The organism is Geodermatophilaceae bacterium NBWT11 (genome assembly GCA_014218215.1).
GTDB lineage: Bacteria > Actinomycetota > Actinomycetes > Mycobacteriales > Geodermatophilaceae > Klenkia.
In genome coordinates this window covers 3,165,207-3,182,321 of sequence record CP043652.1, presented here as the reverse complement: position 1 = coordinate 3,182,321, position 17,115 = coordinate 3,165,207, and the positions used below count along the sequence as shown (strand labels likewise).

Genomic DNA, 17,115 nt, shown 5'->3' with positions numbered 1-17,115 from the left:
CCGCGGTCACCCGGGGACGGTCACCACTCGGTGCGGACGGTCACCTCGATCGCGATCGCCAGCACGACACCGGCCGCGAGCCACAGCCGGCGCTGACGGGGAGGGAGGAACGCGGTCGCGGTCAGCACCCAGACGTAGAACGGCAGCCAGATCCGCTCGGTCTCCCCGCGCACGAGCCCGGTGGCGTCGCTGGCCAGGATGCCGACGAGCGCGGCCAGGGCGAGCAGCGCCAGCCGGTGGCGGCGCAGCGAGGCCAGGCCGGCGACGGCGGCCGGGCCGACGGCGAGCAGGCCGGCCGCCAGGTTGGAGAAGACGAAGAAGCCCAGTGGCCGGTTGGCGTAGGAGGGGCCCGAGCGCACCCGGTCGCCGGCGGCGTGGAAGCCGTCGAGCCACCAGTAGCCGCCCAGGGCGTACGCCCCGACCACGAGCAGCACGCCCACCGCACCGACCCCGAGCACCCGGACGACGCCGCCCCAGCCCAGCGCCCGCCGGTGCACCAGGACGACGACCAGCGCCACCAGCCCCAGGGCGGTCAGCCCGAAGGACAGGAAGAGCGCGGCACCCAGCAGCAGCCCGCCCAGCAGCGCCCGGAGATCGCGCCGCCAGCCGGTCGACACCGCCGCCGTCGCGAGCCCGGCGACGCCCCAGGCCGAGACACCGGCGAAGAGCGCGTCGGCGCTGGTGGCCACCCACAGCGCCAACGGCGCCAGCACGAGGAACGGCGCCACCACCCGGGCGCGGGCCTCGTCGGTCACCGCGCGCACGGTGACCAGCACCGCGGGCACCGCCAGCACGCCGCCGACGATGCACAGCGCAGCGTCCCACCCGAGCCCGGAGAGCCCGAGCCGGTCCAGCAGCACGAAGGACAGCAGCGCACCCGGCGGGTGGCCGGCCACGTGGGTGGTCCACGGGTCGGCGGAGTCGGCGGGCACGAAGTCGGTGAACGTGGACAGGAACTGGGGTATCGACCCGACCCGGGGGACGTCGAAGGGGTACTCGTAGCGCACCGCGAGGGGCTCGGGCAGCCGGTGCCAGCCGCTGGACAGGGCCAGGGTGACCGTCCACAGCGCTGCGGCCGCGGTCGAGCCGAGGAGCAGCACCCCCCAGCGCAGGCGGGCAGCGAACCCCGGTCCCCACAGCACGCCGGCGACCCCCACCAGCACCGGCAGCACGGTCTGCGGGGTCACCACCACGCCGAACGCGCCGCGGAGCACGTAGCCGCCCAGCAGGTGCAGGACCGTGCCGCCCTCGGCCAGCCGCCACCCCACGACGCCCACCACGACGACGAACACGGCAGCGGCGCCGACCGCGGCGCCAGGGAGCCTGCGCGTCCGGGTGGTCTCGTCCTCGACGGGCGCGGCGTTGCTCACGACCCCGGACTGTAGAGGCGACACCGCGGTGCCCCGGCTACCGTCCGTGCGTGCCCGACGTCGTCTTCCCCTGCCTGGACGAGGCCGGGGCACTGCCCTGGGTCCTCACCCGCCTGCCCGCCGGCTACCGCGCGATCGTCGCCGACAACGGCTCGACCGACGGTTCCGCGCAGATCGCCGCCGACCACGGCGCCACCGTGGTGCACGTGCCGCAACGCGGCTTCGGCGCCGCCGCGCACGCCGGCCTGGAGGCGGCCACGGACGACGTCGTCTGCTTCTGCGACGCCGACGCCTCGATGGACCCCGCCCAGCTGCCCCTGGTCGCCGACCCCGTGCTCGCCGGCGAGGCCGACCTGGTGCTCGGCCGGCGGCGCCCCAGCTCGCGGGACGCCTGGCCGGTGCACGCCCGGGTCGCGAACACCGCGCTCAGCGTGATGATGCGGCGCCGCACCGGCCTGCGGCTGCACGACCTGGGCCCGATGCGGGCTGCCCGGCGCACCGAGCTGCTCGGGCTGGGCATCACCGACCGGCGCTTCGGCTACCCGCTGGAGATGGTCACGAAGGCCTCGGACGCGCACTGGCGGGTCCGCGAGGTCGACGTCGACTACCACCCCCGCGCCGAGGGCACGAAGTCCAAGGTGACCGGCACGGTCCTGGGCACGGTCAAGACGATCAAGGACATGAGCGGGGTGCTGAACCGGTGACGCAGCTGCTGGTCATCACCAAGGCGCCCGTCCCCGGGAAGAGCAAGACCCGGCTGACCCCGCCCTGCACCCCGCTGCAGGCCAGCACCATCGCCGCGGCCGCGGTCGGCGACACCCTGGACGTCGTCCGCGCCACCCCCGTCACCCGTCGGGTCGTCGCCCTGGACGGCGCACCCGGTGACCTGGACCTGCACGACCTCGTCGTCGTCCCCCAGGTCGAGGGCGACCTGGGCACCCGGCTGGCCGCCGCGTTCGCCGACGCCATGGCCGGGGACGGCGACCTGCCCACCCTGCTGGTCGGCATGGACACCCCCCAGATCTCCCCCGGGCTGCTCACCGACTGCCTCGACCGCCTGGTCGCGGCCGGCCCGGGGCACGCCGCACTCGGGGTCGCCCCCGACGGTGGCTGGTGGTCCCTCGGCGTGCACTCCCCCGACGCCGCCGCGGTGCTGCCCGACGTGCCGATGTCCCGGGACGACACCGCGGTCAACACCCGCGCCGCGCTGGAGGCCGCCGGGCTGACCGTGCTGGACCTGCCGGTGCTCACCGACGTCGACCACTTCCCCGACGCCCTCGCCGTCGCGGAGCTCTGCCCGCCCACCAGCCGGATGCGCCGGGTGGTGGCCGAGGTCGCGGCGACCCTGCCGGACTGACCCGTCCGGCGACCAGGCTCGGGGCGAACCCCCTCCAGCACTGCTCCGGTCGTGCCGATGGACACCACAGCACGACCTGACGTCCGTGAGAGGAACCCGTGACGAAGCCGCTGGACCGGGTCCTCGGGGCCCGGCTGCCCGACCCCCCGGCGGCACTGCGCCGCGGGCCGTTCGGCGAGGACGCCTTCCCCAGCCCGCTGCACACCGAGCGCCGGGCCTCCCGGGTCGGCGTCTGGCTGGGCGTCGGCTTCGTCGTCTGCTTCCTGACCGGGCTGATCAGCCACCTCGTGCAGAACCCGCCCGGCTGGTTCTACTGGCCGGCGTCCCCGGTGTGGCTGTACCGCTGGACCCAGGGCACCCACGTCGCGGTCGGTCTCGCACTCATCCCGCTGCTGCTGGTCAAGCTGTGGACGGTCTACCCCAAGCTGTTCACCTGGCCGCCGGCCCGCACCCCGGCTCAGCTGGTCGCCCGGCTCGCCGTGCTGGTGCTCGTCGGCGCAGCGGTGTTCCAGCTGCTCACCGGCCTGCTGAACCTGGCGAAGTGGTACCCGTTCGGCTTCTTCTTCACCACCACGCACTACTGGACCGGCTGGATCGCCGTCGGCGCGGTGCTGGTGCACGTCGGCGCGCTGGCCCCGCAGATCCGGCGCGGCCTCGCCCGGCGCGGCTCGCCCGCCGCGGTGGTCGGGCTCGACGAGGACGACGCCGCCCGTGTCGTCGCCGACGACGAGGCGGCCGAGCACGCAGCGGTCAGCCGGCGGGCCTTCGTCCTCACCGCCGGACTGGCCACCGGCGCCGTCGCGCTCACCCAGTGGGGCCAGACGGTGAGCCCGCTGGGCCAGGTCTCGGTCCTCGCCCCCCGCATCCCCGGCGTCGGACCCCAGGGCCTGCCGGTCAACCAGACCGCGCAGCGCGCCGGGGTGACCGAGACCGCCGTCGACCCCGCCTGGCGGCTGACCGTCGACGGACCCACCCCGTTGTCGCTCACGCTGGCCGACCTGCAGGGGATGACCCAGCGCACCGAGCGGCTGCCGATCGCCTGCGTCGAGGGCTGGTCGTCCAACGCCGACTGGACCGGGGTGCGCCTCTCCGAGGTGCTCGAGGCGGCCGGCCTGGCGCCGGACACCGAGGTGACCGTGGAGTCCCTGCAGACCGGCGGGCTCTACCGGGTCGCCACCGTCTCCCCGCCGCACGTGCGCAGCCCGAAGACGCTGCTGGCACTGCGGCTCAACGGCGAGGAGCTCGCCCTCGACCACGGCTACCCGCTGCGGCTCATCGCCCCCAACCGGCCCGGGGTCATGCAGACCAAGTGGATCACCCGCATCGCCCCCGGCACCGGGGGGATCGGCTCGTGAGCGGCTACACCAGCGACGTCTCGCGCCCCGTGACGTCCGCGCTCACCCCCTGGTGGCGCTGGCTGTTCCTCGCCCCGGGCCTGCTGGCGGTGGCCTACGGCTTCTACGGCCTGCTCACCGCAGGCGGCCGGGTCCCGATCGGCTCCTGGCTCACCTGGTTCGTCGGCAGCGCCCTGGTGCACGACCTGGTGATCGCCCCGCTGTGGATCGGCCTGGGCTGGGTCGCCACGAAGGTGCTCCCCCGCCCGGCCCGCGGTCCCGCGGTGGTCGGCGCCGCCGTCAGCGGGGTGCTGGTCGTCGTCGCGCTGCCCTTCGTGCTGGGCTACGGCGCGCAGGAGGGCAACGACTCGTTCCTGCCGCGGGACTACGGGACGACGCTGCTCGTGGTGGTCGGCGTCGTCCTGGCCGTCACGGCCGCGTGGTGCCTGGTCGCGACTCTGCGTAGCGGGCGAACCGCTTCAGCGACAGCCGCACCCCGGCCACGAACCCGGGCTTGACCAGCGGCCACCCCAGCCGGCCCAGCGCACCCAGCGGCAGATCGAGGTTCTCCACCCAGACGAAGGTCGAACCGCCGGACCGCTCGCGCACCTGGAAGCTGCCGGTGCCCTTGACGACCCGGCCGGTGTGCACCACGTCGACCGCGTGCGGGGGGTCCCAGCTGGTGATCGTCATGGTGTCCAGCACTCCGAGGCGTCGCCCGCCGGGCAGCGGGATGCCGGTGGTCGCCGCGATCTGCCCGCCGACCCCCTGGGCGTCCCCGGACACGGTGCGGACGTCGGTGAGCAGCATCCACTCGCCCTGGGTGGTCCAGTCGACCAACGCCGCGAACACCTGCTCCGGGGGTGCGTCGACGTCCACGGTGAGGACGAGTTCAGGCACGGGGGGTCTCCTCGACGTCGGCGGGGGCCGGTGACACCGGCTCCACGCCACCAGCCTCCGGGTTGTCGTCCTCGACCGCAGCGTGGGCGCCCCCACCGGCCCGCAGCCGGGCGATCTCGACGTCGCGTTCGTCGATCGTCTGGGCGAGCTGGTCCAGCAGCCAGTCCACCTCGGTCATCCGGTAGCCGCGGACGGCGACGGACACCTGCAGCGCCCGGACGTCGTCCCCGACCACCGGCCGGTCGTCGGGCAGCTCGACCGGGGAGCGGTCCAGCTCGGCCGGCGGCTGGGTCTCCCCCCGGCCCAGCAGCACCGCCGAGCCGAGGAACAGCAGGCCGCCGACCAGCAGCAACCCGACCACGAAGACGACGACGGAGACCACCGGTCGCTCAGCCCTCGGTCGGGGCGGGCTCGCCACCGGGCTGGCCGGCGGCCTCCCGGGCGGCCTCGGCGGCGGCGATGACGGCGACGGCCTCGGCCACGTCGTCGGTGACCGTGATCAGGTCCAGGTCGTGCGGGGACACCGTGCCCTCGGTGACCAGCGTGGTGCGGATCCAGTCCAGCAGCCCGGCCCAGTAGCTGCTGCCGAACAGGATCACCGGGAAGCGGGTGACCTTGGTGGTCTGCACCAGCGTGAGCGCCTCGAACAGCTCGTCGAGCGTCCCGAAGCCACCGGGCAGGATCACGAATGCCTGGGCGTACTTCACGAACATCGTCTTCCGCACGAAGAAGTAGCGGAACGCGATGCCCACGTCGACCCACTCGTTGAGCTCCTGCTCGAACGGCAGCTCGATTCCCAGCCCCACCGACATGCCACCGGCCTCGCAGGCGCCCTTGTTGGCCGCCTCCATGGCACCCGGGCCGCCGCCGGTGATCACCGCGTAGCCGGCCTCGGCCAGCGCGGCACCGAGCGCGACCCCTGCCTCGTAGTAGGGCGTCCCGGGCTTGGTCCGGGCGCTGCCGAACACGCTGACCGCCCGCGGCAGCTCGGCCAGCAGCCCGAAGCCCTCCACGAACTCGGCCTGGATGCGCAGCACCCGCCACGGGTCGGCGTGCACCCAGTCCGACGGGCCTCGCGCATCGAGCAGCCGCTGGTCGGTCGTCGTCCCCTCCTGGCGGGGGTCGGGCTCCCCGCCGCGGATCTGGACCGGCCCGCGGGTGCGGGCCCGCCGGGTGCCGTTGTCGCTCATGCCGTGCTCCCCGTGTCGGTGGTGGTCGAGAGGTAGGCCAGCAGCGCGTCCTCGGCGGGCTGCAGCCGGTCGACCCGGACGTGCTCGGCGCGCTGGTGGGCCAGGTTCGGGTCGCCGGGGCCGTAGTTCAGCGCCGGGATGCCGAAGGCGGCGAAGCGGGCGACGTCGGTCCAACCGAGCTTGGCCCGGGCCGGCCGGCCCACGGCGGCGACGAAGGCGGCGGCCGCTGGCTCGGACAGCCCCGGGAGGGCACCCGGGCTCAGGTCGGTGACCTCCAGCGTCACGCCGGCGGCCAGGACGTCGGCGAACACCTCGCGCACGTGCGCCTCGGCGTCGTCCTCGTCGCGGTCGGGGGCGAACCGGAAGTTCACCGTCACCCGGCACTCGTCGGGGACGACGTTGCCGGCCACCCCGCCCTCGATCCGCACCGCGTTGAGGCCCTCGTGGAAGTGCAGGCCGTCGATGTCGACCTCGCGGGCCTCGTAGGCGGCCAGCGTCGCCAGGATCGGCGCCGCCCCGTGCACCGCGTTGACCCCCAGCCACGAGCGGGCGCTGTGCGCGCGCGTGCCGGGCACGGTGAGGACGACGCGCAGGGTGCCCTGGCAGCCGCCCTCGACGTCGCCGTCGGTGGGCTCGAGCAGGATCGCGAGGTCGCCGTAGAGCCAGCCGCGACGCTCGCGCGCGACCCGGCCGAGGCCGTTCTTCACCGCCTCGACCTCCTCGTTGTCGTAGAAGACGAACGTCAGGTCGTGCGCGGGCTGCGCGCCGGGGACGCCGAAGCGCCCGGCCAGCCGCAGCATCACCGCGTCACCGGCCTTCATGTCGCTGGTGCCGCAGCCGTAGAGCCGCTCCTCGCCGTCCACGGTCTCCAGCCGGCTGGGCAGGTTGTCCGCGATCGGCACGGTGTCCAGGTGGCCGGCGAGCACCACGCGGGTGTCCCGGCCGAGGTCGGTGCGGGCCAGCACGTTGTTGCCGATCCGCTCGACCTCCAGCCCGCCGAGGGCGCGCAGCGCCGCCTCGACGGCGTCGGCGAGCGGCTCCTCGGTGCCCGAGACCGACGGGGCGTCGACCAGGGCCCGGGTCAGCGTCAGCACGTCGGCGGTGAGGTCCAGCGGGGGCACGGTCACGCCCGCAGCCTACGGAGACGGGCTCGGTAACCTCGGCAGCCGTGACCACTCCCGGAGCCACCGCCGTCGGACTCGCCACCGTGACCACCGCGGGGGTCGTCCTGGACACCTGGTACCCCGCCCCCGAGCTCGGCACCGCCGACGCCACGGGCACCGAGCGGCTGGGCACCCTGGAGGTCGAGGCCGCGCTGGGCACGGAGTTCGGTGCCCTCGCCCGGTACGACGACGCCCGCGGTGTCGAGGTGGTCGGCGTCCGGACGACGATCGCCGACCTGGGCGCCGCCCCGGTCGACGCGCACGACGTCTACCTGCGGCTGCACCTGCTCTCCCACCGGCTGGTCCGTCCGCACGGGCTGAGCCTGGACGGGCAGTTCGGGCTGCTGTCCACCGTCGCCTGGACGTCGGCCGGTCCGGTCGAGGCCGCCGACTGGACCCCGGTCCGGGCCGCGAAGATGCGGGCCGCGCACGGCCACGTGACCGTCACCCACGTCGACAAGTTCCCCCGGATGGTCGACTACGTGCTGCCCACCGGCGTGCGGATCGGCGACGCCGACCGGGTCCGGCTCGGTGCCCACCTGGCCGAGGGCACCACGGTCATGCACGAGGGCTTCGTCAACTTCAACGCCGGCACGCTGGGCCCCTCGATGGTCGAGGGCCGGATCTCCGCCGGCGTCGTCGTCGGCGCGGACTCCGACATCGGCGGCGGCGCCTCGATCATGGGCACGCTGTCCGGCGGCGGGAAGCAGGTCGTCTCGATCGGCGAGGGCTGCCTGCTGGGCGCCAACGCCGGCATCGGCATCTCCCTCGGCGACCGCTCGGTCGTCGAGGCCGGTTGCTACGTGACCGCCGGCTCGCGCGTCACGCTGCCCGACGGCTCGGTCGTGAAGGCCGTCGAGCTGTCCGGTCGACCGGGGCTGCTGTTCCGGCGCAACTCGGTGTCCGGGGCACTCGAGGCCCTGCCCCGGGACGGCGACTGGGGCTCGCTGAACGCCGCCCTGCACGCCAACTGACTCAGGTCAGCCCGGCGGGCTCCGCGGGGGGCGTCGTGAGGTGCTCGACGAGGACGGCGACGAACTCCGCGGGGCGCTCGACGTGCGGGGAGTGCCCGACGTCGGGGAGCACCACCTCGCGGTAGGCGCCCCCGCTGGCGGCGTACCGGTCCAGCACCGCGCGGGTCTGCCCGACCATCGGCTGGGGTGGGAAGGCGTCGACGCCGGGCCACCCCGGCACCGCTCCGAGTGAGCCCAGGAAGGCCAGGTCGAAGGCCGAGGTGTCGCTGACGACCTGGTCGGCGTCCCCGCGCACCCACAGCACCGGGGGCTTGACCGCGAGCTCGGTGATCCCGGAGACGTCGAGCACGGTCGGGGCCATGGTGTTCAGCACGCCCCGGGCACCGGGGGCCGCGCCGGGCCACTGGTCGCTGGGTGTCGCGTCGCCCGGGTAGTGGTCGACGCCGGTGCGGGTGGTGAGCATCGAGGCGACGAACGCGTCCTCGGTGGCCGGGTCCAGCGGCAGGGCGTCCGGGGCCAGGTAGAACGCCCGCAGGATCGACCGGGGGCTGGTCGGGGCGTCGGCGGTGGTGTCGCCGGCGGCCAGCGCGGCGACGAAGTCGGGGTTGGCCGCTCCCCCGCCCGAGCCGGTGCCGTCGGGGTGGACCAGCTCGCCCTCCAGGCCCGTCGTCCCGCCGAAGCCGTAGGGCGAGACGGGCGCGACCAGGGTGACCGAGGCGACGCGCTCGCGGTGGTCGAGCAGCAGCTGCAGGACGACGCCACCGCCCATGCTCCACCCGACCAGGTGCACCCGCTCCAGCCCCAGCTCGATCACCAGCTCCGCGACGTCGTCGGACCAGTCCCGCACCCCGCGGGAGGCGTCCACCGGCTCGGGGTCGGTGCCGCCGAACCCGCGCAGGTCCACCGCGAGCGGCCGCCGGTCGGCCGGCAGGTCCAGCAGCGCCCGCTGCCAGAACACCGACGAGCTGACGTTGCCGTGCACGAAGAGGACCGCCTCGCCGCCGCCCCGCGGGTCGACCGCGTCGGGGTGCAGCACCTGCTGGGTCAGTCGCGGGGTGCGCACCGAGGTGGCGGCGATGCCGGGCAGGAGCGGCGGGACGACGGTCACGCGGCACACCGTAGCCACTACCCTGGGTTCGGTGACCACCGCGCGGCCCGGGGCCCGACCGACCCCGGCCCGGCGCAGACGCCCTCGCAGCGGCCCTCGGATGGCCGGCCTGTGGGCCCCCCTCCTGGTCGTGACCGTCGCCGTCGTCGGGCTGGCCTGGGACACCGACAGCCAGGGCGTGCCCGCGGTGTCCGGCCGCTGCACCATCGCCGACGCCGCGCTGACCGTGACCACCGAGCAGGCCGCCAACGCCGCGACCATCGCCGCCGTCGCCCGCTCCCGCGGCCTGCCCGAGCGGGCCACCGTCATCGCGCTGGCGACCGCGCAGCAGGAGTCGCGGATCCGCAACCTGGCCTACGGCGACCGGGACTCGCTGGGGCTCTTCCAGCAGCGCCCCTCGCAGGGCTGGGGCACCGAGGAGCAGGTCCAGGACCCGGTGTACTCGGCCGGGAAGTTCCTCGACGGGCTGGTCGAGGTGCCCGGCTGGGAGACCGGCCGGCTCACCGAGGTCGCGCAGGCGGTCCAGCGTTCCGGCTTCCCCGAGGCCTACCAGCAGCACGAGGGCATGGCACAGACGCTGGCCTCGGCCCTGCTCGCCGACTCCCCCGCCCGGCTCTCCTGCACGTTCAGCCCGGCGGACGCGTCCGGCCCGCTCGACCAGCGCGCGGCCGCCGTCGCCGACGTGGTGCGCGCCGAGGCCGGCCCGCCGACGGTGCTCGAGGGCGGCGTGGTCTCCGTGGCCGGCACCGGGTGGCCCGAGGCCACCTGGGCCGTGGCCCACGCCGAGCGGCTGCAGCTGACCCAGGTGCGCTTCGCCGACTGGACCTGGACGCCCGGGGACGGCTGGGCGCAGACCGGCGAGGACGCCGGCGCCCTGCTCCTGCAGCTCGCCGTCTAGGAGGTCAGCCGGGCGACGGCTGCGTCGATGCGCTCGTCGGTCGCGGTGAGCGCCATCCGCACGTGCCGCTCGCCGGCCGGGCCGTAGAAGGCGCCTGGGGCGACGACGATGCCGAGCCCCGCGAAGCGGTCGACCGTCCGCCAGCAGTCCTCGTCCCGGGTGACCCACAGGTACAGCCCGGCCTCGGAGTGCTCGACCCGGTGCCCCGACGCGGTGACCGCGGCGCGCAGTCGGTCCCGGCGGGCGCCGTACAGCGCACGGGCGTGCTCGACGTGCGCGTCGTCGGACAGCGCCGCGGCCATCGCGGCCTGCACCGGGGTCGGCACGAGCAGACCCAGGTGCCGGCGGGTCTCCCAGACCCGGGCGACGAGCGCAGGGTCGCCGGACAGCAGCCCGGCCCGGTAACCGGCCGCGGTGGACTGCTTGGACAGCGAGTGCACGGCGAGCAGGCCCGCGTGGGTGTCCCCGGCGACGGCCGGGTGCAGCACCGAGCGGGGGACGACGTCCCAGCCCAGCTCGACGTAGCACTCGTCGGCGACCACGGGCACCCCGTGCTGCCGCCCCCAGGCGACCCAGGCGCGCAGCTGGTCGTCGGTGAGCACCCGACCGTGCGGGTTGCCCGGGCTGTTCACCCAGACGAGCACCACACCGTCCGAGCTCGGCGGCGGGGTGTCGCTGCGCAGCACGTCGAGCCCGGCGACGACGGCACCCACCTCGTAGGTCGGGTAGGCGACCTCGGGGATGACCACGGTGCCGCGGCCGGAGAGCCCCAGCAGTGTCGGCAGCAGAGCCACCAGCTCCTTGGACCCGACCGTCGGCAGCACCGAGGGGACCGTGCCCAGCGGGTCGGCCAGGGTCACCCCGAGCCGGCGGGAGAGCCACCCGGCAGCCGCGGTGCGCACGTCGGCCGTGCCCAGCGCCGTGGGGTAGCCCGGGGCGTCGGACGCCGCGGCCAGCGCCGCACCCAGCAGGGCCGGCGTGGGGTCGACCGGGGTCCCGATGGACAGGTCGACGACCCCGTCGGGGTGCCCTGCGGCCCGCTCACGAGCGGGGCGCAGGGAGTCCCACGGGAAGTCGGGCAGCTGGGTGGAGCTCACTCCCCCTGCGGCGGCAGGGCCGCCACCAGCGGGTGGTCCTTGGCGATCTTGCCGGTCTTCGCGGCACCGCCGGGGCTGCCCAGGTCGGAGAAGAACTCCACGTTGGCGTTGTAGAAGTCCTTCCACTTGTCCGGGACGTCGTCCTCGTAGTAGATGGCCTCGACCGGGCAGACCGGCTCGCAGGCGCCACAGTCCACGCACTCGTCGGGGTGGATGTACAGCATCCGGTCGCCCTCGTAGATGCAGTCCACCGGACACTCGTCGATGCACGCCTTGTCGAGCACGTCGACGCAGGCTTGGGTGATGACGTAGGTCACGGGGGTCCCTCCGGGGTACGACCAGGGCGTTCTGGGCTCCGCGTCAGTATGGACCGTGGTGACCGGCCCCGCCCCGACGGGTGGGCCCGCGACACCCCGAACCGAGGAGGACCCCCGTGGGCCAGCGCCGCAGTCCGCTCGACGTGGTCGAGCTGGAGCACCTGGCCGCCCGGGGCTGGCGCGGTGCCGAGGTCCAGCCGCTGGGCGACTGGCTGCTGCGGGCCGGGGGCGGCGGCTTCACCAAGCGGGCGCACTCCGTCCTCGTCGTGGGCGACCCCGGCCGCCCGCTCACCGACGCCGTCCCCGCCGTCGTCGACTGGTACGCCGACCGGGGCCTGACCCCCTGCGCCCAGCTCCCCGGTCGGCAGTCCCGGGCCGCGGACGCGGCCCTCGCCGCCGCCGGCTGGGAGCGCGACGCCGACACCCTCGTGCTCACCGCCCCGCTGGAGGACGACGGCACCGACGACCGGGTGCTGCTCGACGTCGCCCCGGACGCCGCCTGGCTGGCCACCGCCCGGCTGAACGGGGCGCCGCTGCCCGACGCGGCCCTCGACGTGCTGACCGGGGCCGACCGGGTGCGCTTCGCCTCGGTCCGCTCCCCCGACGGCGACGTGCTCGCCGTCGCCCGCGGCGTCCTCGTCGGGGACTGGCTCGGGGTCACCGCGGTCGAGGTCGCGGCGTCGGCACGACGGCGCGGGCTGGGCGGCGCGGTCACCCGCACCCTGCAGGGCTGGGCGTTCGGTGAGGGCGCCCGCTGGTGCTACCTGCAGGTCACCGAGGCCAACGCCCCGGCACGGGCGCTCTACCGGCGACTGGGCCTCATCGAGCACCACCGCTACCACTACCGCTGGGCACCGGCCGGCTGAGCGCCCGGCCGACGGCGAAGGACGCCGCCAGCACCCCGACCAGCAGGAACCCCAGCCCGACCAGCTGGGTCGCCGTCGTCGCGCCGGTGATCAGCAGGTCGCCCTCGGGACGGCGCACCGACGCAGCGATCGCGACGACCAGCCAGACGACGGCCGGCAGGACGGCGACCACCCGCGACCCGGACAACCGGTGCGCCCACGAGACCAGCACCAGGTTGCCCACCACCGCGGCGACCAGGGACACCGGCACGGGCACCGGGCCCACCCGCAGCGGCAGCCAGAACACCTCGACCACCGCGAGCCAGGCCGCCACGACGACGGCGAGCAGCCCCCAGCCGAGCAGCCGGAGCCCCCTCACAGCCCGGCGAACAGGTCGGACTCCCAGCCGTGCGGGCCGCTGCCGGGGCCCCGCTCGCCCCGCACCAGCCGGTAGTACTCGGTGACCAGCACCTCCTGGCCCAGGTTGTTGGAGAGGGCGTAGAAGTCGCCCTCCATCGTCAGCTGGGTGGCGTGCGCGGCCATCCCGGCGGTCTTCTGCGCCCGGAACGCCGTCCCGTCCAGCTCGCAGGTGACGTCGGCGTCCTCGGCGGCGAAGGGGATCTCCCGGGCGTCGGTCGCGCCGTCGTAGTCCGCGTCGGCGGCGGCCAGGGCGTCCATGCCCCGCTGCAGCACCGAGACCGGCACGCAGGTCCAGTAGACCTTGGCGACGTCGTGCGGGGCGCCCAGGTCGGGCCGGTAGCCGGGGTCGGCGGCGGCCTCGACGGCCCGCATGGACACCCGGTGCACCTGGACGTGGTCGGGGTGGCCGTAGCCACCGTGCTCGTCGTAGGTGACCACCACCTGGGGCCGCACCTCGCGCAGCACGGCCACCACCGCGGCGGTGGCCTCGTCGAGGTCGGCGTTCCAGAACGCGCGGGGGTGGTCGTTGGCCGTCGTCCCCACCATGCCGGAGTCGCGCCAGTGGCCGGCCCCGCCGAGGAACCGGTGGTCGGTGACCCCCAGGGCCGCCATCGCGTCGGCCAGCTCCAGGATCCGGTAGCCACCGAGCTGGTCGGCCTGGTCGGCGGCCAGCTGGGCCAGCTCCGGGACGATCACCTCGCCCTCCTCGCCCAGCGTGCAGGTGAGCAGCGTGACCCCGGCGCCCTCGGCGACGTAGCGGGCCATGGTCGCCCCGTTGTTGATCGTCTCGTCGTCGGGGTGGGCGTGCACCAGGAGCAGGCGGCGGTCGGGGATCACGCGGCCATGATCCCCGACCGGCCTCAGAGGACCTTGGTGGCCTCGGCGTAGTGGCAGGCGCTGAGGTGGCTCGCCGTCGCGCGGGACTCCAGCGGGGGCTCCAGCGTCATGCACTTCTCCCGCTGGGTCTCCGAGAGCTCGTTGGCGAACTTCTGGCAGCGGGTGCGGAACCGGCAGCCCGAGGGCGGGTTCGCCGGGCTGGGCACGTCGCCGGTGATGATGATCCGCTGCCGGCTGCGCTCCAGGCGCGGGTCGGGCAGCGGGATCGCCGACAGCAGTGCCTGGGTGTACGGGTGGGTCGGCCGCTCGAACAGGTCGTCCCGGTCGGCCACCTCGATGATCTTGCCCAGGTACATCACGGCGACCCGGTCGGAGATGTGCCGCACCACCGAGAGGTCGTGGGCGATGAACAGGTAGGACAGGCCCAACCGGTTCTTCAGGTCCTCGAGGAGGTTGATGACACCGGCCTGGATCGACACGTCCAGCGCCGACACCGGCTCGTCCAGCACCAGCACCTTCGGCTCCAGCGCGAGCGCCCGGGCGATGCCGATGCGCTGGCGCTGGCCGCCGGAGAACTCCGCCGGGTACCGGTTGGTGTGCTCGGGGTTGAGGCCGACGGTCTCCACCAGGGTGCGGACCCGCTCGCGCAGCTCCGCCTCGTCCTTGGTCAGGCCGTGGATGATCAGCGGCTCGGCGACGATGTCGAAGACCGGCAGCCGCGGGTTCAGCGAGGCGTACGGGTCCTGGAAGACGATCTGGATGTCCCGGCGCAGCGGGCGCATCTCCTTGCGCCCGAGCCCGACGATCTCCCGGCCCTGGAAGACCACCGAGCCGCCGGTGGCCGGCTGCAGGTTGAGGATCGCCCGCCCGGTCGTGGACTTGCCGCAGCCGGACTCGCCGACCAGGCCGAGCACCTCGCCGGGGTAGAGGTCCAGGTCCAGGCCGTCCACCGCGCGGACGGCGCCGACGGTGCGCTTGATGAGGCCACCGCCCTTGATCGGGAAGTGCTTCTCCAGACCGCGGACGCTCAGGATCGGCTCACGGGTGGCGGTCATCGTCGGTCTCCGTCCTGGGGCATGGCCGGGGTGTCCAGCAGCGAGCCGGTGCGCCCGTCCGCGGTCGGGGTCTGGTTCTGGTCGGCCAGCGGCACACCGGGGGCACCGGAGTCGGTGACACCGACCTCACCGGCGGGGTCCACCGGCGCCGCGGAGCCCAGCACGTCGTCCGTGGGGGTCTCGTCGAAGATCCGGGCCGCCTCGCCGTGGGCGCGGGCCACCTCGTCGGTGCGGATGCAGGCCGCGGTGTGGCCGTGGCCGACGTCGACCCGGTCGGGCTCGGCGACGTCGCACTCGGGCTGGTGCAGCGGGCACCGCGGGGCGAACGGGCACCCGGGGGGCATGTTGACCACCGAGGGGGGCGAGCCCTTGATCGGGGTGAGCCGCTGCTTGGTGGAGGAGTCCAGCCGGGGCAGCGAGCCAAGCAGCCCGAGGGTGTAGGGCATCCGCGGCTCGTAGTAGATGTCCTCGACCGAGCCGATCTCGACCGGGCGGCCGGCGTACATGACCAGCACCCGGTCGGCGATCCCGGCCACGACGCCGAGGTCGTGGGTGATGAGCACCATCGCCGCGCCGGTCTCGGTGAGCGCGGTCTGCAGCACCTCGAGGATCTGGGCCTGCACGGTGACGTCCAGGGCCGTCGTCGGCTCGTCGGCGATGATCACGTCGGGCTGGTTGGCCATGGCGATCGCGATGACCACGCGCTGGCGCATGCCGCCGGAGAACTCGTGCGGGTAGGACCGCACCCGCTCCCGGGCGTTCGGGATGCCGACCATCTCCAGCAGCTCACCGGCGCGACCGGCAGCCGCCTTCGAGGACAGCGACTTGTCGTGCGAGCGCAGGGTCTCCTCGATCTGGAAGCCCACCCGGTAGACGGGGTCCAGCGAGGTCATCGGGTCCTGGAAGATCATCGAGACGCCCTTGCCGCGGACCCGCGACATCGAGCGGTCGCTCTGGCCGAGCAGCTCCTGGCCGCGGTAGCGGATCGAGCCGCTGACCCGGGCGGAGCCGGGCAGCAGGCCCATGACGGCCAGCGAGGTCACCGACTTGCCCGAACCGGACTCCCCGACGATGCCGAGGACCTCCCCGGAACGCAGCGTGTAGTCCACCCCGCGGACGGCGTGCACGACGCCGTCCTCGGTCGGGAAGCGGACGTTGAGGTCCTCCACGGTGAGCAGCGGCGCGGAGGCGTCGAAGCCGGGGAGGCTGGTGGCGCGGGTGCCGCCCTGGGACAGGGCACCCGAGGACTGGGACGAGACGGCTGTGGACACGGTGATCCCCCTAGGCCCGCACGCGGCGGTTGCTCGGGTCGAAGGCGTCCCGGATCCCGTCGCCGATCAGGTTGATCGACAGCACGATGATCAGCAGGGTGACGCCGGGGAAGTAGAAGAGCCAGGGTCGCGTCGTCGTGGCCTGGACCCCGTCGGAGACCAGGCGGCCCAGCGACGTCTGGTTGGCGCCGTTGACGCCGAAGCCCAGGTAGGTCAGCGAGGCCTCGAGGATGATCGCGGTGGCCGCGGCCAGCGTCGTCCAGACGATCAGCGACCCCAGGGCGTTCGGGATCAGGTGCTTGAAGATGATCCGGCTGTTCGAGGCGCCCAGGGCGTGCGCGGCCTCCACGTACTCCTTCTCCCGCAGGGAGAGGAACTGGCTGCGGACGATCCGCGCGAGGTCCAGCCAGCCGAACAGCCCCAGGATGATGCCGACGCCCAGCGGGGTGCGGGAGCTGGGGAAGTTGCTGGCCACGACGATCAGCACGACCAGCAGCGGCACGGTGAGGATCAGGTCGACGAAGCGCATGAGCACGCTGTCGATCCAGCGGCCGAAGTAGCCGGCCAGCGCCCCGACGAGCAGACCCAGCGGCAGCGCGATGGCCACGAACAGCAGGACGATGAACAGCGAGCGCTGCACGCCCTGCATGAGGCCGGCGAGCAGGTCGCGGCCGATGGCGTCGCTGCCCAGCGGGTAGCCCTGCGACCCCGGGGGGACCGACTGGGCGCCGGAGTTCTGGGTCGCGTAGTCGGTCGTGTAGACCAGCGGGCCGAGGAAGCCGAAGACCAGCAGCAGCACGAAGACGACCAGGCCGGTCATGCCGACCTTGTTGCGGGTGAAGCGGCGGACGATCTGCTGGCGCTGGCTGCGCGCCTTGACGGTGAACTCGCGCTCGACGCCGCCGCCGTTCGGGGCGCCGGGCTCGGCGGGAAGGGCCGCCGACGCGGCGGCCTGGGTGGTGGCCATGGTGGCTTCTCC

General features: G+C 74.5%; 20 protein-coding genes. 7 read left to right on the top strand and 13 right to left on the bottom strand.

Annotation, left to right across the window (positions count from 1 at the left end; genetic code table 11):
* Positions 1-20: 20 nt before the first annotated feature.
* On the bottom strand, positions 21-1,370 hold the full coding sequence (locus tag F1C76_15355; GenBank protein QNG37775.1) for a hypothetical protein: 1,350 nt from the start codon (positions 1,368-1,370) through the stop codon (positions 21-23).
* A gap of 50 nt (positions 1,371-1,420) precedes the next feature.
* Between F1C76_15355 and F1C76_15350 the strand changes: the two genes are divergently transcribed.
* The 4 genes from F1C76_15350 to F1C76_15335 all read left to right on the top strand — a co-directional run bounded on the left by F1C76_15350 (position 1,421) and on the right by F1C76_15335 (position 4,579).
* Complete coding sequence (locus tag F1C76_15350; GenBank protein ID QNG37774.1) at positions 1,421-2,074, top strand: glycosyltransferase family 2 protein; 654 nt, start codon at positions 1,421-1,423, stop codon at positions 2,072-2,074.
* The gene (locus F1C76_15345; protein ID QNG37773.1) at positions 2,071-2,727 is read left to right on the top strand and encodes a DUF2064 domain-containing protein; all 657 of its coding nucleotides are present in this window, start codon (positions 2,071-2,073) and stop codon (positions 2,725-2,727) included. The genes F1C76_15350 and F1C76_15345 overlap by 4 nt, the downstream gene beginning before the upstream one ends.
* 98 nt (positions 2,728-2,825) lie before the next feature.
* On the top strand, positions 2,826-4,082 hold the full coding sequence (locus tag F1C76_15340; protein QNG37772.1) for a molybdopterin-dependent oxidoreductase: 1,257 nt from the start codon (positions 2,826-2,828) through the stop codon (positions 4,080-4,082).
* Positions 4,079-4,579, top strand: coding sequence for a hypothetical protein (locus F1C76_15335; GenBank protein ID QNG37771.1), 501 nt, complete (start codon positions 4,079-4,081; stop codon positions 4,577-4,579). Before F1C76_15340 ends, F1C76_15335 begins: the two co-directional genes overlap by 4 nt.
* On the opposite strand, the gene F1C76_15330 is transcribed toward F1C76_15335, so the two are convergent.
* Genes F1C76_15330 through F1C76_15315 form a run of 4 tightly spaced genes read right to left on the bottom strand, consistent with a single transcriptional unit; the run spans position 4,491 to position 7,263 of the window.
* Positions 4,491-4,961, bottom strand: coding sequence for an SRPBCC family protein (locus tag F1C76_15330; GenBank protein ID QNG37770.1), 471 nt, complete (start codon positions 4,959-4,961; stop codon positions 4,491-4,493). The genes F1C76_15335 and F1C76_15330 overlap by 89 nt on opposite strands.
* Positions 4,954-5,343 carry a DivIVA domain-containing protein gene (locus F1C76_15325; protein QNG37769.1) on the bottom strand — a complete coding sequence of 130 codons (390 nt, stop codon included), beginning with the start codon at positions 5,341-5,343 and terminating at the stop codon, positions 4,954-4,956. The genes F1C76_15330 and F1C76_15325 overlap by 8 nt, the downstream gene beginning before the upstream one ends.
* A 7-nt stretch (positions 5,344-5,350) precedes the next feature.
* Complete coding sequence (locus F1C76_15320) at positions 5,351-6,151, bottom strand: TIGR00730 family Rossman fold protein (protein QNG37768.1); 801 nt, start codon at positions 6,149-6,151, stop codon at positions 5,351-5,353.
* Entirely contained in the window at positions 6,148-7,263 is a 1,116-nt protein-coding gene (locus tag F1C76_15315; GenBank protein QNG39284.1) for a succinyl-diaminopimelate desuccinylase, read from the bottom strand. The genes F1C76_15320 and F1C76_15315 overlap by 4 nt, the downstream gene beginning before the upstream one ends.
* A gap of 56 nt (positions 7,264-7,319) precedes the next feature.
* Here F1C76_15315 and dapD point away from each other — a divergent pair, with 56 nt between their 5' ends.
* The gene (gene dapD, locus F1C76_15310; protein ID QNG37767.1) at positions 7,320-8,288 is read left to right on the top strand and encodes a 2,3,4,5-tetrahydropyridine-2,6-dicarboxylate N-succinyltransferase; all 969 of its coding nucleotides are present in this window, start codon (positions 7,320-7,322) and stop codon (positions 8,286-8,288) included.
* A gap of 1 nt (position 8,289) precedes the next feature.
* On the opposite strand, the gene F1C76_15305 is transcribed toward dapD, so the two are convergent.
* Positions 8,290-9,603 carry an alpha/beta hydrolase gene (locus F1C76_15305; protein ID QNG37766.1) on the bottom strand — a complete coding sequence of 438 codons (1,314 nt, stop codon included), beginning with the start codon at positions 9,601-9,603 and terminating at the stop codon, positions 8,290-8,292.
* Here F1C76_15305 and F1C76_15300 point away from each other — a divergent pair.
* Positions 9,527-10,294 carry a hypothetical protein gene (locus F1C76_15300; protein ID QNG37765.1) on the top strand — a complete coding sequence of 256 codons (768 nt, stop codon included), beginning with the start codon at positions 9,527-9,529 and terminating at the stop codon, positions 10,292-10,294. The genes F1C76_15305 and F1C76_15300 overlap by 77 nt on opposite strands.
* Here the strand turns inward: F1C76_15300 and dapC are convergent.
* Together dapC and F1C76_15290 are read right to left on the bottom strand one after the other, a co-directional pair.
* Entirely contained in the window at positions 10,291-11,517 is a 1,227-nt protein-coding gene (gene dapC / locus F1C76_15295; protein QNG37764.1) for a succinyldiaminopimelate transaminase, read from the bottom strand. The genes F1C76_15300 and dapC overlap by 4 nt on opposite strands.
* Positions 11,388-11,708, bottom strand: coding sequence for a ferredoxin (locus tag F1C76_15290; GenBank protein ID QNG37763.1), 321 nt, complete (start codon positions 11,706-11,708; stop codon positions 11,388-11,390). The genes dapC and F1C76_15290 overlap by 130 nt, the downstream gene beginning before the upstream one ends.
* Before the next feature lie 116 nt (positions 11,709-11,824).
* On the opposite strand from F1C76_15290, the gene F1C76_15285 reads away from it, so the two are divergent.
* Positions 11,825-12,574, top strand: coding sequence for a GNAT family N-acetyltransferase (locus F1C76_15285; protein QNG37762.1), 750 nt, complete (start codon positions 11,825-11,827; stop codon positions 12,572-12,574).
* Here F1C76_15285 and F1C76_15280 read toward each other — a convergent pair.
* The 5 genes from F1C76_15280 to F1C76_15260 are packed head-to-tail and all read right to left on the bottom strand — an operon-like array spanning position 12,528 to position 17,103.
* On the bottom strand, positions 12,528-12,932 hold the full coding sequence (locus F1C76_15280; protein QNG37761.1) for a hypothetical protein: 405 nt from the start codon (positions 12,930-12,932) through the stop codon (positions 12,528-12,530). The genes F1C76_15285 and F1C76_15280 overlap by 47 nt on opposite strands.
* Positions 12,929-13,810 (bottom strand): N-acetyl-1-D-myo-inositol-2-amino-2-deoxy-alpha-D-glucopyranoside deacetylase, encoded by an 882-nt coding sequence (gene mshB / locus F1C76_15275; GenBank protein ID QNG37760.1) that lies wholly within the window; start codon positions 13,808-13,810, stop codon positions 12,929-12,931. The genes F1C76_15280 and mshB overlap by 4 nt, the downstream gene beginning before the upstream one ends.
* A gap of 23 nt (positions 13,811-13,833) precedes the next feature.
* The gene (locus F1C76_15270) at positions 13,834-14,865 is read right to left on the bottom strand and encodes an ATP-binding cassette domain-containing protein (protein ID QNG37759.1); all 1,032 of its coding nucleotides are present in this window, start codon (positions 14,863-14,865) and stop codon (positions 13,834-13,836) included.
* A complete protein-coding gene (locus F1C76_15265) occupies positions 14,862-16,100 on the bottom strand; it encodes an ABC transporter ATP-binding protein (GenBank protein QNG39283.1) in 1,239 nt (412 codons plus the stop codon). Before F1C76_15265 ends, F1C76_15270 begins: the two co-directional genes overlap by 4 nt.
* Positions 16,101-16,146: 46 nt before the next feature.
* The gene (locus tag F1C76_15260; protein ID QNG37758.1) at positions 16,147-17,103 is read right to left on the bottom strand and encodes an ABC transporter permease; all 957 of its coding nucleotides are present in this window, start codon (positions 17,101-17,103) and stop codon (positions 16,147-16,149) included.
* Positions 17,104-17,115: the final 12 nt, after the last annotated feature.

Coding starts and splice junctions, on each gene's coding strand:
- F1C76_15320 (QNG37768.1), bottom strand. CDS start 6,151: ATGAGCGACAACGGCACCCGGCGGGCCCGCACCCGCGGGCCGGTCCAG.
- F1C76_15305 (QNG37766.1), bottom strand. CDS start 9,603: ATGGTGCAGCGGCCGGACACCGCGGGCACGCCCTGGCTGTCGGTGTCC.
- F1C76_15270 (QNG37759.1), bottom strand. CDS start 14,865: ATGACCGCCACCCGTGAGCCGATCCTGAGCGTCCGCGGTCTGGAGAAG.
- F1C76_15260 (QNG37758.1), bottom strand. CDS start 17,103: ATGGCCACCACCCAGGCCGCCGCGTCGGCGGCCCTTCCCGCCGAGCCC.